Raw genomic sequence first — 14,639 nt, 5'->3', positions numbered from 1 at the left:
AAATCTAAAAAAACAATATTATATTATGAAACCATTAAACAAAAATTTTGCGCCTAAGAGCGTAATGCCTGAAAAGGTAATCCAGTTTGGTGAAGGAAACTTTCTTCGTGCCTTTGTAGATTGGATTATTTGGAACATGAACCAGAAAACCGATTTCAACGGTTCTGTTGTCGTTGTTCAGCCAATTGAACGAGGAATGGTCGAATGGCTCAACGCCCAGGACTGTTTGTACCATGTTAACCTTCAAGGTCGCGAAAACGGTCAGCCTGTGAATACTTTGCAGCGTATTGATGTCATCAGCCGTGCGCTGAACCCATATACACAAAACCAGGCTTTCATGGCTTTGGCCGATCAGCCGGAGATACGTTTCGTTATTTCAAACACGACAGAGGCCGGAATCGCTTTCGACCCGGAGTGCAAACTGGAAGATGCTCCTGCCTCGTCATATCCGGGCAAGCTCGTCCAACTGCTCTATCGCCGTTGGCAGACATTCAACGGTGATCCGTCAAAGGGTCTTATTATATTCCCATGTGAGCTTATATTCCTTAACGGTCATGTGCTTAAAGATTGCATAAACAAATATATCGAGCTGTGGAAACTTCCGAAAGAGTTCAAACAGTGGTTTGACGAAAGTTGCGGTGTATACGCTACTCTTGTAGACCGTATCGTTCCCGGTTTCCCACGCAAGGAAATTGCCGAAATACAGGAAAAAATAAGCTACCGCGACAATCTGGTGGTTCAGGCAGAAACATTCCACCTCTGGGTCATCGAGGCTCCGAAAGAGATAGCCAACGAGTTCCCGGCAGACAAAGCCGGTCTGCATGTGCTATTCGTTCCGTCTGAAGAACCGTATCACAAACGCAAGGTTACTCTTCTCAACGGCCCGCATACAGTTCTTTCTCCGGTGGCCTATCTCAGTGGCGTAAATATTGTACGTGATGCTTGTAACCACGAGGTTATCGGGAAATATATACATAAGGTACAATTTGAGGAGCTCATGCAGACACTTGACTTGCCAATGGAAGAGTTGGAGAAATTTGCGGCAGATGTGCTCGAACGCTTCGATAATCCGTATGTAGACCATCAGGTGACCAGCATTATGCTCAACTCTTTCCCGAAATTCTGTGCACGTGACCTGCCAGGTGTCAAGACATATCTTGAACGTAAGGGCGAACTGCCGAAAGGTCTCGTATTCGGTCTTGCCGCTATAATAACATACTATAAAGGCGGCAATCGTGAGGACGGAGCGGAAATAGTACCGAACGACTCACAGGAAATCATGGATCTGTTGAAAGAACTCTGGGCTACAGGCGACACACAGAAAGTTACAGACGGTGTTCTCGGCTCAACATCAATATGGGGCGAAGACCTCAATGCCGTTGCAGGTCTGAATAATCTTGTTAAGCAATATCTTGATCTTATTCAGGATAAAGGTATGTTGGAAGCAGTGAAAACAATACTCTAATTTAATATTCTTTTTAATGTTTCTACCCGCATTTCGGGCAGACAAACAATAACAACACAGTGTGGTTGTCATTAAAGTTTGGTTCTGCACGATATGCGGGTAAAACTTATTATCAAATATGGAAGACATAAAAACGCTATTAATCGGATATGCCTCAATATATGAAACAGCGGACTTTCTGCCGGAAGATCCGAGTTGGTTCATGCATCAGGTAGAAGGCCAACTTAATCAAGAGACTCTTGCTTTCATCGCTTCATGCCTGAGCTACGGCAGCAGGAAACAGTTTTTCCCTAAAATACAGTATATTCTTGACTGCTCGAACGGCAACACCTATAAATGGGTTAAAAACGGAGAGTTTGATAAAGACATTCCTTGCGAAGACACCTGTTATTACCGACTGTACTCCAAGCGCACAATGAATGTTTTTCTGCATGCATTGAAAGATATGATTGTAGAACATGGATCCATTGGAAACTATGTAAGACAAAACGCCAGTGACGGAAGTTCGGCTGTTGCGGCTATATGCGGATATTTTTCAAGTTACGGAATAGACGGGATTATTCCAAAAGATACAAAGTCGGCATGTAAGCGTATCTGTATGTTTCTAAGATGGATGGTTAGAGACAACTCACCGGTAGATCTCGGACTGTGGAGTAATTTAATAGACAAGCGCACACTGATAATGCCTATGGATACGCATGTAATCCAAGAAGCTTGCAGGCTTGGGCTGTCAACCAGCCGCACCGCATCTATGTCAGCAGCTGTCAAACTGACGGCAAAGATGGGCGAAATATTTCCCGATGATCCGCTACTCGGAGATTTCGCACTGTTCGGATACGGTGTAAATCACTGAAAATAAATCTTTATCGGCTTTGTTTTTTTACCTATTTGCATTATCTTTGCGAATTCAAAAGGTTTAGCGATTATTATGGACGGATACATAGAAATAAAGGGAGCGAGGGTCAACAATCTCAAAGACATAGACATAAAAATCCCACGAAATAAGTTTATCGTAATGGCAGGAGTGAGTGGCTCAGGCAAATCGTCGCTTGCGTTCGATACTTTATATGCCGAAGGACAACGACGTTACGTGGAGAGTCTATCTTCTTACGCAAGACAATTTTTGGGTAGAAAGAACAAACCGGAATGCGACTTTATAAAAGGTATACCGCCTGCAATAGCAATAGAGCAAAAGGTAATAAGCAGGAATCCACGCTCAACAGTGGGTACGACAACAGAAATATATGAATATCTAAGACTGCTTTTCACGCGTATCGGTCGTACTTATTCTCCAATAAGCGGGCAAGAAGTGAAAAAGCATTCCACAGAGGATATTATAAATTGTGTGCAAAGCTATTCGGACGGCACAAAATTCACGATAATGTCGCCGCTGCATATAAACGAAGAACGTACTGTCGCAGAGCAGTTACACATGTATATAAAACAAGGTTACTCACGTTTATTTCATGGCGGAGACTTCAAGAGGATAGAAGATGTTGTCGAAAAAGAAGACGTTGATAATTTGAAAGCGGAAGACATATATCTTGTAATTGACCGAATGTCCGTGGACAACGGCAAAGATTCTATATCAAGATTGGTTGACTCTTCTGAAACGGCTTTTTATGAAGGCGATGGTGCCTGCCGCATCATGTTTCTCCCTTCAATGATATGCTATGATTTTTCCACAAAATTCGAGGCAGACGGGATTACGTTTGAAGAACCGAGTGACAACATGTTCTCATTCAACTCACCGGCAGGAGCATGCCCGGAGTGTCAAGGGTTTGGAAACATAGTCGGAATAGATGAAAAACTAGTCGTTCCAAACACGTCTCTCAGTGTGTACGACGGATGTGTGGTATGCTGGAACGGAGATAAAATGAGTGCATGGAAAAACGAATTTTGCCGCAAAGCCGCAAAGGACGATTTTCCTATATTCGAACCTTACTATAATCTGACACAAAAACAAAAAGACTGGTTGTGGCACGGTTTGCCGAGCGAAAAGAAAAGCAATATCAAAGACAGGGTATGTATAGACGCTTTCTTTATGATGGTAAAAGAGAATCAATACAAGATACAATATCTTGTGATGATGAATCGTTATAGAGGAAAAACTGTGTGTCCTTCATGCCATGGAACCAGATTAAAAAAAGAGGCCGAGTATGTAAAGATATGCGGGAAAAGCATTTCCAATCTTGTAGAAATGCCTATAACCAGACTAAAGGAATGGTTTGATAACCTGCAACTTACCGAACATGAAGAACATATTGGCAGAAGACTTCTAACCGAAATAAAAAACAGGCTGCAATTTCTACTTAATGTTGGATTGGGCTATCTCACGCTGAGCCGCATGTCAAACACTCTCAGCGGTGGAGAAAGCCAGAGGATAAATCTGACAACATCGCTTGGAAGCAGTCTTGTCGGTTCGTTGTACATTCTTGACGAGCCAAGCATAGGGTTACACAGCCGTGACACGGAGAGACTTATCAATACTTTAAAGGAATTGCAAGGACTCGGAAACACCGTTGTCATTGTGGAGCATGATGAGGAAATAATGCGTGCGGCTGATTATCTGATAGATGTCGGACCTGACGCAGGGCGTCTCGGAGGAAAAATCGTGTTCGAGGGGAATGCGGCACTAATGAATGACGTAAAGGTATATGAGAAATATCCGGACAGTCATACTGTCAGATACCTCATCGGCAAGGAGACAATAGAACTTCCTGCCGGAAGAAGAAAATGGAACAGAAGCATTAACATAAAAGGTGCCAGAATGAACAATCTGCGAGGTGTTGATGTCAGCATCCCGTTAAATGTATTCACTACGGTTACCGGCGTAAGTGGTTCCGGCAAGTCAAGCCTTATAAAAGGTATACTCTACCCTGCCGTAAAACGGTTGATGGGAGATGTTTGCGATGCTCCCGGTGAGCATTCGAGTATTGATGGCGACATAAAAGCTATCAAGCACATTGAGTTTGTGGATCAAAACCCGATTGGAAAAAGCACGCGTTCCAATCCGGCTACATATGTGAAAGCGTATGATGCGATAAGAGATTTGTTCGCTCAGCAACCGTTATCGCAGCAAATGGGATTTACATCACAATACTTTTCGTTCAATACTGATGGCGGACGATGCGACGAGTGCAAAGGTGTAGGTGTGATAACAGTTGAAATGCAATTCATGGCAGATCTTATATTGCCATGCGAGAGTTGCCACGGGCACCGTTTCAAAAAAGACATCCTTGATGTAACCTATAACGGAAAGAACATCGATGATGTGCTCAACATGACAATAAGTGAAGCCATACAATTTTTCTCAGACAACAATCAAAAGGCGATCGTAAAGCGACTGAAACCTCTTGAAGATGTCGGCTTAGGATATATCAAACTTGGGCAGAATTCATCTACACTGTCAGGAGGAGAAAACCAGCGTGTAAAACTTGCGTATTTTATCGGGCATGAAAATCAGGAACCTACTTTATTTATATTTGACGAACCGACCACCGGCCTGCACTTTCATGACATTAAGAGGTTACTGAAAACATTTGATGCACTTATAGAGCGAGGGCATACCGTAGTGGTTATCGAACACAACCTTGATGTCATAAAATGCGCAGACCATGTGATAGACATGGGACCGGACGGAGGAGATTGCGGTGGAATGCTTGTTGCTTGCGGAACACCTGAAGATATATGCAAGAACCGCAAAAGTATAACAGGAAAATACTTAAAGGAAAAACTTTCTTTATAAAAATTTTGTGGCAAAGAAAAAATATATTATCTTTGCATCCGCAATAGAAAAAGAGTTCATTGAAAAGCCGATATGGCTCAGTTGGTAGAGCAATTCATTCGTAATGAATAGGTCCCCGGTTCGAGTCCGGGTATCGGCTCTTTTTCTTTTTATACGGATTTAATTTCATAAAGATTTTATTGTAATGCGGTAATAGCTCAGTTGGTAGAGCATCGGCTTCCCAAGCCGAGGGTCGCGGGTTCGAGTCCCGTTTACCGCTCTCAACTGATAATCAGTTCTAAACAAAATCCATATTTACCTCATGTTTTATCAGATATTTTCTTTACCTTTGTAACATGATATTCTATTTTTCCGGAACAGGAAACACACGGTGGGCGGCGGAATTCATTGCCAGACATACAGGTGAGCGTATTCTTTCAATTTCAGATGAAATAAAAACCGAATGCAAATACACACTGTCCGATGATGAACGTATTGGTATTTGCTTCCCCATACATGGTTGGCAACCGCCACGAATAGTGAGAGATTTCATAAAGAAACTGAGCCTCCCCCATTCCCAATCACATTATTGCTATGCCCTGTGTACTTGCGGTGATACCGTTGGAGACGCAATAACGATACTAAACAAAGACTTATCGAAAAAAGGATTGGAAGCCAAGAGTTTCTTTTCTCTTGTCATGCCGGAGAGCTATGTGTGCCTGCCATTCATGTATACTGACACAAAGAAGCGTGAAAGAGAAAAGATCGAAGCCGCCAAAGAAAAGTTAAATATTATTGTAGATGTAATCAGAAATCGTGAAAACGGAGTCGATTTATTGAAAAAAGGTCCAACCCCTCAAATATATTCATATATGATAGGAAACTTTTTCAATAAATATATGATAACAGACAAACCTTTCAAGGTTGATGAGAAAACATGTATAAAATGCGGTAAATGTACCCAAATATGTCCAACTGACAATATAATAGGCGGTCACGGATTGCTGCCTGAATGGAAACATGAAGACAGTTGTACATGTTGTCTGGCTTGCTACCACCATTGTCCTGTACATGCCATAAACTATGGCAATATAACAAAGAAACGCGGACAATACTTTTTCAAAGAATAGTTTCTCATAATTACATACTCATATTAAAATCAATGAAATATATCCTACTTCTATTTTGCATTATCCTTTCATTGAACAGCCATGGCGTTAAGATGCACCCTGGTATCGTTAAAGTAAAGCAGCCTGATGGAACAACAATAACGGTTAGGGCTTTGGGAAATCATGATTTCTCGTATTATACCACAATTGACGGCGTACTGCTTTACAAATCAGGATTTGCATTCTACATTGCCGATATTAAAGACGACGGTATATTATATCCGACAAATTATATTGCACATGATAAAGAAGAGAGGAGCCATGAGGAAAAACTAATCATTGAGAAGCAAAACAAAACCATTTTTTATGATAAAATATCAGCAAACTCCAATAAAGCACAACTACTCAGAGAGCCAATAGAAAACAACACCACCCTATTACAATCCTTTGGAAGCCCAAGAGTTCCTGTAATTTTGGTTGAGTTTAGCGACAGTACATTTAAAGTAAATAATCCGGCAAAGACATTTGATAAATATTTAAATGCAGAAGAGCTATTCAACCAGACCAACGATCCGGAAATGGGAAAGAATTACGGAAGCGTAAAAAGATACTTTACGGATATGAGCTTTGGGAAATTTATTCCTGAATTTGATGTGTACGGCCCTGTAACATTGGATAAGCCCTTGAAGTATTACGGCGGTGGCTATTCTTCTTCAGAAAACATGAACGATATTTTCAAAGACGCATGTACGGCTATTGACGATACGGTTGACTTCTCCGGATATGATGCCAATAATGACGGCAATATTGATTTGGTGTATATTATTTATGCCGGATATTCACAAAGTTGGGCCGGCAATTCAACAGATTGCATACATCCAAAATCAGGTATACTGACTAACAATATGTATTTAGACGGAAAAAGATTGTGCAGATATGGGGTAAACAATGAACTTAACGCCACTCCGGCCGACCAAATTAAAAACGGATTGCTAATAAACGGTATCGGACTCTTTTGCCATGAGTTTTCACATTGCCTCGGACTTCCCGATATGTATCCAGCTCCTGGAAGCATCGCCGAACGATGTATAAACCAAAATCTTGACTATTGGGACTTGATGGATGCCGGAGAATATACTCAAAACGGTTACCGACCAACCGAATATACGAGTTGGGAACGTGAACGGTTAGGCTGGATGACGATAGACACACTCAAATCTCCATGTGATGCAACATTAAAAACATTATCGGATGGAGGTAAAGCATATCGTATTCTAAATGACAAGGATGTGACAGGCAATGAATACTACATTGTAGAGAATGTACAGAAAAAAGGTTGGAACAGGTATTTGCAAGGTCATGGCATGCTTATATACCATGTGGACTACGATGATTATTATTTCAGTCTTGGCGGATGTAAAGTAAACAATATGGCCGGTCACCCACGTATGTCTGTCATTGCGGCCGATGGAATATTCATGCCGGAATATTTCGTTTATTCGGTTGTAAATAAAGATTACATGAATAATATGGAAAAGATATACAACCAGGCTCTCATTAATAAGTATTCCTATACTTATATTACGACGGATATATATAAAGAGGAGTTGCAAGGTGACCCTTTTCCAGGAATAAATAATGTAACATCACTCACCGATGATACATCACCGTCTGCCTCTGTTTATTCAGGTGGATTTATGAGTAAACCGATAACGGATATATCAGAAGACACTGATATGGGAACTGTAAGTTTTAAATTCATGGGCGGAAAACCAAATGGCATAGAGAACATAAACGACAAAATACAATCAAACATGATATATTCTGTCTGCGGGCAATATCTTGGTACCGATATAACTATATTAAACAGAGGAATATATATTATTAATAATAAAAAGGTCATCAAGCGATGACCTTTTTATTATTCCAATTTCAGTATAAAATCTTCTTATTATATTTTATACATAAAATAACAGATATTACTTTAAACCGGCATTAGTAGACTCTCGGACCAAATATTTTAGTCCCTACTCTTACCATTGTACTGCGGCATTCTATAGCTATTGGATAATCATCACTCATACCCCATGAACGCTCACAAAAGGCATCATCATTGGCAAAATAACGTGCTTTCACCTCATCAAAGAAATCAGCTGCCATTGTGAACTCGTTCCTGATCTGCTCTTTGTCTTCTACAAATGAGGCCATAGTCATGAGTCCGCAAATTCGAATATTTCTCATCTCACGCCATTCACCATCTTCCAGCAGATTTCTGCAATCATTCAAAGAGAAACCATATTTGGTGGCTTCTTCCGCCACATGTAATTCAAGCAATATATCAATTACCCTATCATGCTTGCCTGCCTGCCTGTTAATCTCACGTAAAAGACGTAATGAATCGACAGACTCTATCATTGAAATATAAGGTGCTATATACTTTACCTTATTGGTCTGCAAATGCCCGATAAAATGCCATTGAATATCCGATGGAAGCGAATCATGTTTCTTTGTTAATTCCTGCTCGTGGCTCTCCCCGAATATTCGCTGCCCATCAGAATAAGCCGCCTCTATATATTCATCCGGATGATACTTACTTATAGCAACAAGTTTGACATTATCCGGAATACCAGACAATACTTCTGACAAATTTTTCCTTACGTCATAATCCATAAGCACATTATTGCTCATATTCCGGTTTGTCGTCTTTTTCCTTTTTCTTATACTCAAAAACATCCATGAGCTGTGTCTCAACAACAGATGCGATGACATAGTCTATCATTGTTCCGTTCATGACCTCATCAATGTTTTTCACAGCTCCGTTCAGGGTGGATGCGTTTACAAGATAGTTTACGTTTGACTTTTTCTCCTTGTCTGTTTTCTCGTCTATGGTGATAAATTGCAACTTAGCCTTATACCAACGATCTGCCATATCTTCTTCACTGAAAAAAATCTCTTTATAAGGTGCCTTTTTAATGTCTGCGACCTCAAATTCTCCACTTATGTATGAAGACATTTCCTCTATTATTCGTTGTTCTGCTTCGGTGAAGCTCAATGCATCTACCGTATACGCCTCGGTTACTTTCTTCTGCATACCGTCTTCCATTGTTTTCTCATAACGGATTTTGCACTCAAACCATTCTGCTGTTCTACTTCTCATATTATCTTTTTATTTATAATTATTTCTGTATTCCGTATTTTGTCAAACCCTTTTTCTTTTCTTCTGTGATTCTTTCTATTATCGTAAATGCTATTTTCTGACTTTTCGCTTCACTGATTCCAGCCTTTGCAGCTATTTCAATTTGAGCCTTTAATAGCTCATCTGTGGTTGTCTGGCTACCGGTAATGAAACTCTTTTCATTCGCTCCCATATAAGTCTTATTATATATTTTAGATAAAATACGATCAGCTTCTTTTGTATATATTTTACGGAAAATCTCTTCACTTTTAGCCTCATACACTTTCATCTCCTCTATCTGCTCCGGTGTCATATTGCCAGTTGTGTCCGGCATAATAAATCCTAATTCCGTATTGGGATCGAAACCACTGTCAAGCAATATTTCCTCCGGTTCTTTAGGTAAAGGTTTTATATATTCCACATTCACCGGTTCAGGCATTAGTCCAAAGAAAAATCCTACAAAAACAAGAGCTATGCACGACGCAGTCAATAGCATCTTGGTTGTTCTCCACATATTGGAGCGCTGGCGGATTATTCTTTTCATCTCATCTATCGAACCATATCTGTCCTCTGCCATTTTAGAAGTTGCCTTGAGTATAACCTTTTTATACTCATAAGGCATTTCGGCCACAGAAAAGAGATATTCAAAAAATTTACCAACAGAATATACATCGCAACGCTCATCTACAGAACCTCCATTTAATACTTCCGGAGCAATATAATCTCTACTGCCATCATATAATAATTCAGGAGACACCCTGTTAATATAAAATGAGCCATGCGACAGCAACACTATGCTATAATCTGTCTTACGTACAAATACATTTGATGGTGAGAAACATACGTGATATACTTTTTGACTATTAAGATAAGAGGTGACTTCCAACAGTGCAACAACAGTTTCATAGACAAATCCTGGCCTGCTTACCACTGCCGGATTATCACGCAAAAGGTGTTCAAAAGAAATGAAATGTCCCTGCTCCACTTCAAGTGAGGATAAAACATCTTTTTCTGCCAATGGCGTGAAATGCAGCTGTCTCTTATTGACCAACCGGATGTTTGCATCACATTCCTTTTTCAGGCATTCGCAAAAAATAATATTATCTGTAAGTTCTTTACGCAAATCCACTATATTCACGTATTTTCCTTCTATCGCCTTTCTTTTGAACAAGCCTATCGGAATTCTGACTATCCTATGCTGTATATTATCGTTGGTACTGACCAACTCCTCGTAGTTCATTGCAAATGCCTTTTATTCTTATTAGTCAGGCAAAATTAGTCTATTTAATCGTAATTTGAGAATAGAGAATTAAAAATTATGTTAAGAACCACGCTATACACTAACAGTCGTTAAGCCTTTTCCGATATTTTTATGTAAGTTTGCAGAGAACTTAATAATGAAAAAATATATAAAATGCCAGATATATCGATTCGCGGACACGAGATGCCAGAATCTCCCATAAGAAAGCTTGCCCCATTGGCAGCAGAAGCAAAGAAAAATGGGATAAAAGTCTATCACCTGAATATTGGTCAGCCAGACTTGCCGACACCACAAGTGGGTCTTGATGCATTGAAGCACATAGACCGTGCTATTCTTGAATATTCTCCATCGCAAGGGTATCTGAGCTACCGAGAGAAGCTGACGCATTATTATAAGAAATTCAATATTAACGTCACTGCCGATGATATCATAATTACGGCCGGCGGAAGTGAAGCCGTCCTATTTGCCTTTATGTCGTGCCTAAATCCCGGTGATGAGATTATCGTTCCTGAACCGGCATACGCCAACTATATGGCATTTGCCATATCAGCAGGAGCTAAAATAAGGACAATAGCCACAACGATAGAAGAAGGTTTCTCACTTCCGAAAGTAGAGAAGTTCGAGGAACTGATAAACGAGCGCACACGGGCAATCATGATATGTAATCCCAATAACCCGACAGGCTATCTTTATACCCGACGCGAAATGAATCAAATTCGTGATTTGGTGAAAAAGTATGATCTTTATCTATTTTCCGATGAGGTATATCGCGAATACATATACACCGGATCGCCATATATAAGTGCATGCCACCTTGAAGACATAGAACAGAATGTCATTCTGATAGACTCTGTATCAAAAAGATATTCAGAATGTGGTATACGTATCGGAGCACTGATTACAAAGAATGAGCAGGTAAGAAACGCCGTAATGAAATTCTGCCAGGCACGGTTATCTCCCCCTCTAATCGGTCAGATTGTGGCTGAGGCGTCGCTTGATGCTCCGGAAGATTACTATCGTGATGTATATGACGAATATGTAGAACGGCGTAAATGCCTGATAGACGGACTGAACAGAATTCCGGGAGTATATTCGCCGATTCCGATGGGCGCATTCTACACCGTAGCCAAACTGCCTGTAGACAATGCGGAAGAATTTTGCAGATGGTGTCTTGCCGAATTCAACTATGAGGGTGAGACACTGATGATGGCTCCTGCGGCAGGTTTCTATACCACCCCAGGAGTGGGAAACAATCAAGTGCGTATAGCTTACGTACTCAATAAAGATGATCTTAACAGAGCTTTGATTGTTTTGAAAAAAGCACTTGAAGCATATCCTGGAAGAAAATACGAGGAATGAATCTGCCACTCTTTTTATCAAAGAAAATATATAGTGACAAGAGCGACAAGCAGAAAGTGAGTCGTCCTGCTATACGCATTGCAACCATTGGTGTCGCAATCGGTTTGGCTGTGATGATTATCACAGTATCTGTGGTCATAGGCTTCAAACATACAATACGTGATAAAGTCATTGGTTTCGGAAGCCATATACAGGTAACAAACTTCATGACTATGCAGAGTACGGACCCTTATCCGATTTGTATAGATGACAGCCTCATGAAAGTATTGGGTGATTCAGAGGGGGTAGCACGGGTAGGCCGCTATTCTTTGACACAAGGAATATTGAAAACAGATACCGATTTCCTTGGTATTACATTCAAAGGAATAGGCCCTGAATACTCAACATCCTTTCTGGCAAATAACCTCACAAGTGGCCAATGCCCGGTATTCAGTGATTTAAAAAGCAGTAACAGGATTCTTATATCTCAGATGATAGCCGATAAACTGAGATTAAAAGTTGGTGATAAGGTTTTCGCATATTTTGTTTCAGAAGACGAAGTAAGAGCAAGACGTTTTACTATAAGCGGAATATATAAGACAAATATGACACAGTTTGACGGTAATATATGTTTCGCTGATATATACACAATAAACAAACTTAACGGATGGCAAAATGATTTTTGCACTGGAGCAGAACTAATAATCGATGACTTTACAAAAATTGAAGAGACGGCGGATGGTATTGTTTCACAAATAAACAAAAAGCCAGACTGTAACGGCAACATCCTTACATCACAAACAATATATGAGGCATATCCGCAAATTTTCTCATGGCTCGAACTTCTTGATGTCAACGTTTGGATTATTTTGGCTTTAATGGTATGTGTGGCTGGCTTTACTATGATATCCGGATTGCTCATAATAATACTCGAACGCACTCAAATGATAGGAACGCTTAAAGCTCTTGGAGCGTCCAACCCAACTATAAGGCGTACATTCCTTTGGTTTGCAGTCTTCATTATTGGACGCGGTCTGATATTTGGCAACATTATAGGTATTGGGCTTGTACTTATACAAATACATACAGGATTTGTCAAACTCGATCCTTCGACATACTATGTCAACATGGCACCGATGGAGATAAATATACCATTGATAATAATTATAAATGCTGCAACACTTCTTATTTGCGTATTTGTACTGATTGCTCCCAGTTATCTTATATCTCATATACATCCTGCTCGTTCTATGAAATATGAGTAGTAAGGTATTTGGAGGATTTTTATTATAAAAACACTCTTTGTTCCAAAACAAAATATCTTAAATTCATTTTTCGTAAAACATTTATCCGAATACTGCTTTTTTATAACTTCGTATATTTCATTACGTGTAACAATCCCGAGCATTTTTAACACTTTGCAAAATCATGAAAAAGTTAGAAAGAGTAAACGCCGTAAAATCACGATTTGCCATATAAAGACGAATCGCCGCTTTTTCTACCTGGTTTACTCTTTCTAACTTTTTCATGTCTTTTGGGTTTTATAGCTATTGATTTATTTTGTGCCAGTCCGAGGGGGCTCCGGGAATGCCACACGGCACGGGCTGAGAGTTTATGCGTTTTGCAGCTCTCTTTCAAATTTGCGAATATCCCAATGTAATAGTATCATGTTCCGGCGACGTGTTTCCGGTAATCCAAAGCTCGCATTATCTATATAGTTTTGTAGCTCGTGTTTCAAACGGCCTAATTTCTCTTGTTTATCTCTCCTTATTTGATATTTTGCTTTGTCTATAATATTGGCGGCATATACTTTTGTTGCTGCTTCAATATCGGCGGCGGTCGGTGTAATATGGTCGTATTTGCGCACCAGCTTTGCGGCGGCTTGTATCGCCTTTTTCGTTACGGTCTGCCAACCAATCCAAAAAGAAAGGTTATCCCATGCCGTTACATCGTCCAGACGGGCGCCGTTTATGTCGTTCGTGCATTTCGCCTTTACAACCATGGCAACCGCTTCCAGCGTGTAACGGTCGTATATTTCACACTCGTTTCTTACATAGATCACCAAATTTTGCGCTGCGTGGCTTAATTCTTTCGTTTTCATAATTGTATCTTTTTTGTTCGTTAATAGTAGTGGCGTGGATGTCATCGAAGACCACGGCCAAACCGTTCCACACCTTTTTTGCTAAATATTGTTAACGGGCATTGCACCGTAAAGAATAAATAACTATATTTGCAAAAACCGTTTAAGGGCGCTACTATAATTCACGCCCCTTGCATTTTCAGAAATTAGAAGAATTTAACCGTAATGGTTAATATTCTAAATCTCCAAAAACGCAAAACAAATTTCAATGCCATTTGCTTAAACGGTTTTTATGAACGGTTAAGGCCGTTCGCCTTTGCCTGAAATATTCAGGACTTCAAACAGGATGCCGTAAACATCCTGTTTTTTTGTTCATACATAAAACACGTTTATTAAATTCCCTTAAACCGTCGGACACGTCACAACGTTATTAGGGGTCAGCGGATTTTTCCGGTGGGCGGGAGAGAGTATCAAGAGTATAGTG

12 protein-coding genes and 2 tRNA genes are annotated in these 14,639 nt (G+C 40.2%); 9 read left to right on the top strand and 5 right to left on the bottom strand.

The annotated features are described in order from the left end of the window. Window positions 1–25 precede the first annotated feature (25 nt). The 7 genes from MoGM_RS09585 to MoGM_RS09555 all read left to right on the top strand — a co-directional run bounded on the left by MoGM_RS09585 (window position 26) and on the right by MoGM_RS09555 (window position 8,214). On the top strand, window positions 26–1,465 hold the full coding sequence (locus MoGM_RS09585; protein ID WP_104369859.1) for a tagaturonate reductase: 1,440 nt from the start codon (window positions 26–28) through the stop codon (window positions 1,463–1,465). Window positions 1,466–1,583: 118 nt separating this feature from the next. Beyond that, window positions 1,584–2,318 carry a TIGR02757 family protein gene (locus MoGM_RS09580; protein ID WP_104369858.1) on the top strand — a complete coding sequence of 245 codons (735 nt, stop codon included), beginning with the start codon at window positions 1,584–1,586 and terminating at the stop codon, window positions 2,316–2,318. Window positions 2,319–2,393: 75 nt separating this feature from the next. Beyond that, complete coding sequence (uvrA, locus tag MoGM_RS09575; RefSeq protein WP_104369857.1) at window positions 2,394–5,213, top strand: excinuclease ABC subunit UvrA; 2,820 nt, start codon at window positions 2,394–2,396, stop codon at window positions 5,211–5,213. 66 nt (window positions 5,214–5,279) lie between these two features. After that, window positions 5,280–5,352 (top strand) — tRNA-Thr (locus MoGM_RS09570). 47 nt (window positions 5,353–5,399) lie between these two features. Next, window positions 5,400–5,472: transfer RNA gene (locus MoGM_RS09565), tRNA-Gly, on the top strand. A gap of 76 nt (window positions 5,473–5,548) precedes the next feature. Continuing rightward, entirely contained in the window at window positions 5,549–6,322 is a 774-nt protein-coding gene (locus MoGM_RS09560; RefSeq protein ID WP_104369856.1) for an EFR1 family ferrodoxin, read from the top strand. Then, entirely contained in the window at window positions 6,229–8,214 is a 1,986-nt protein-coding gene (locus tag MoGM_RS09555; RefSeq protein ID WP_104369855.1) for a M6 family metalloprotease domain-containing protein, read from the top strand. The genes MoGM_RS09560 and MoGM_RS09555 overlap by 94 nt, the downstream gene beginning before the upstream one ends. An 82-nt stretch (window positions 8,215–8,296) precedes the next feature. Here MoGM_RS09555 and MoGM_RS09550 read toward each other — a convergent pair whose 3' ends face one another. The 3 genes from MoGM_RS09550 to MoGM_RS09540 are packed head-to-tail and all read right to left on the bottom strand — an operon-like array spanning window position 8,297 to window position 10,716. Beyond that, the gene (locus tag MoGM_RS09550; protein WP_104369945.1) at window positions 8,297–8,971 is read right to left on the bottom strand and encodes a YggS family pyridoxal phosphate-dependent enzyme; all 675 of its coding nucleotides are present in this window, start codon (window positions 8,969–8,971) and stop codon (window positions 8,297–8,299) included. Window positions 8,972–8,978: 7 nt separating this feature from the next. Further along, on the bottom strand, window positions 8,979–9,458 hold the full coding sequence (locus MoGM_RS09545; protein WP_104369854.1) for a DUF4494 domain-containing protein: 480 nt from the start codon (window positions 9,456–9,458) through the stop codon (window positions 8,979–8,981). A gap of 19 nt (window positions 9,459–9,477) precedes the next feature. Further along, on the bottom strand, window positions 9,478–10,716 hold the full coding sequence (locus tag MoGM_RS09540; protein WP_104369853.1) for a hypothetical protein: 1,239 nt from the start codon (window positions 10,714–10,716) through the stop codon (window positions 9,478–9,480). 174 nt (window positions 10,717–10,890) lie between these two features. Between MoGM_RS09540 and MoGM_RS09535 the strand changes: the two genes are divergently transcribed. Then, window positions 10,891–12,096, top strand: coding sequence for a pyridoxal phosphate-dependent aminotransferase (locus tag MoGM_RS09535; RefSeq protein WP_104369852.1), 1,206 nt, complete (start codon window positions 10,891–10,893; stop codon window positions 12,094–12,096). Further along, window positions 12,093–13,340, top strand: a complete 1,248-nt coding sequence (locus MoGM_RS09530; RefSeq protein ID WP_104369851.1) for an FtsX-like permease family protein — start codon at window positions 12,093–12,095, stop codon at window positions 13,338–13,340. Before MoGM_RS09535 ends, MoGM_RS09530 begins: the two co-directional genes overlap by 4 nt. A gap of 120 nt (window positions 13,341–13,460) precedes the next feature. Here MoGM_RS09530 and MoGM_RS13085 read toward each other — a convergent pair whose 3' ends face one another. Together MoGM_RS13085 and MoGM_RS09525 are read right to left on the bottom strand one after the other, a co-directional pair. Further along, window positions 13,461–13,604, bottom strand: coding sequence for a hypothetical protein (locus MoGM_RS13085; RefSeq protein ID WP_158249596.1), 144 nt, complete (start codon window positions 13,602–13,604; stop codon window positions 13,461–13,463). Between the two features lie 83 nt (window positions 13,605–13,687). Next, the gene (locus MoGM_RS09525; RefSeq protein WP_104369850.1) at window positions 13,688–14,176 is read right to left on the bottom strand and encodes a hypothetical protein; all 489 of its coding nucleotides are present in this window, start codon (window positions 14,174–14,176) and stop codon (window positions 13,688–13,690) included. Window positions 14,177–14,639: the final 463 nt, after the last annotated feature.

This window comes from Prevotella sp. MGM1, assembly GCF_002933775.1.
Classification (GTDB): domain Bacteria; phylum Bacteroidota; class Bacteroidia; order Bacteroidales; family Bacteroidaceae; genus Prevotella.
Note: the sequence above shows the minus strand (reverse complement) of the source record. Positions and strands in the feature narration are given on the sequence as shown.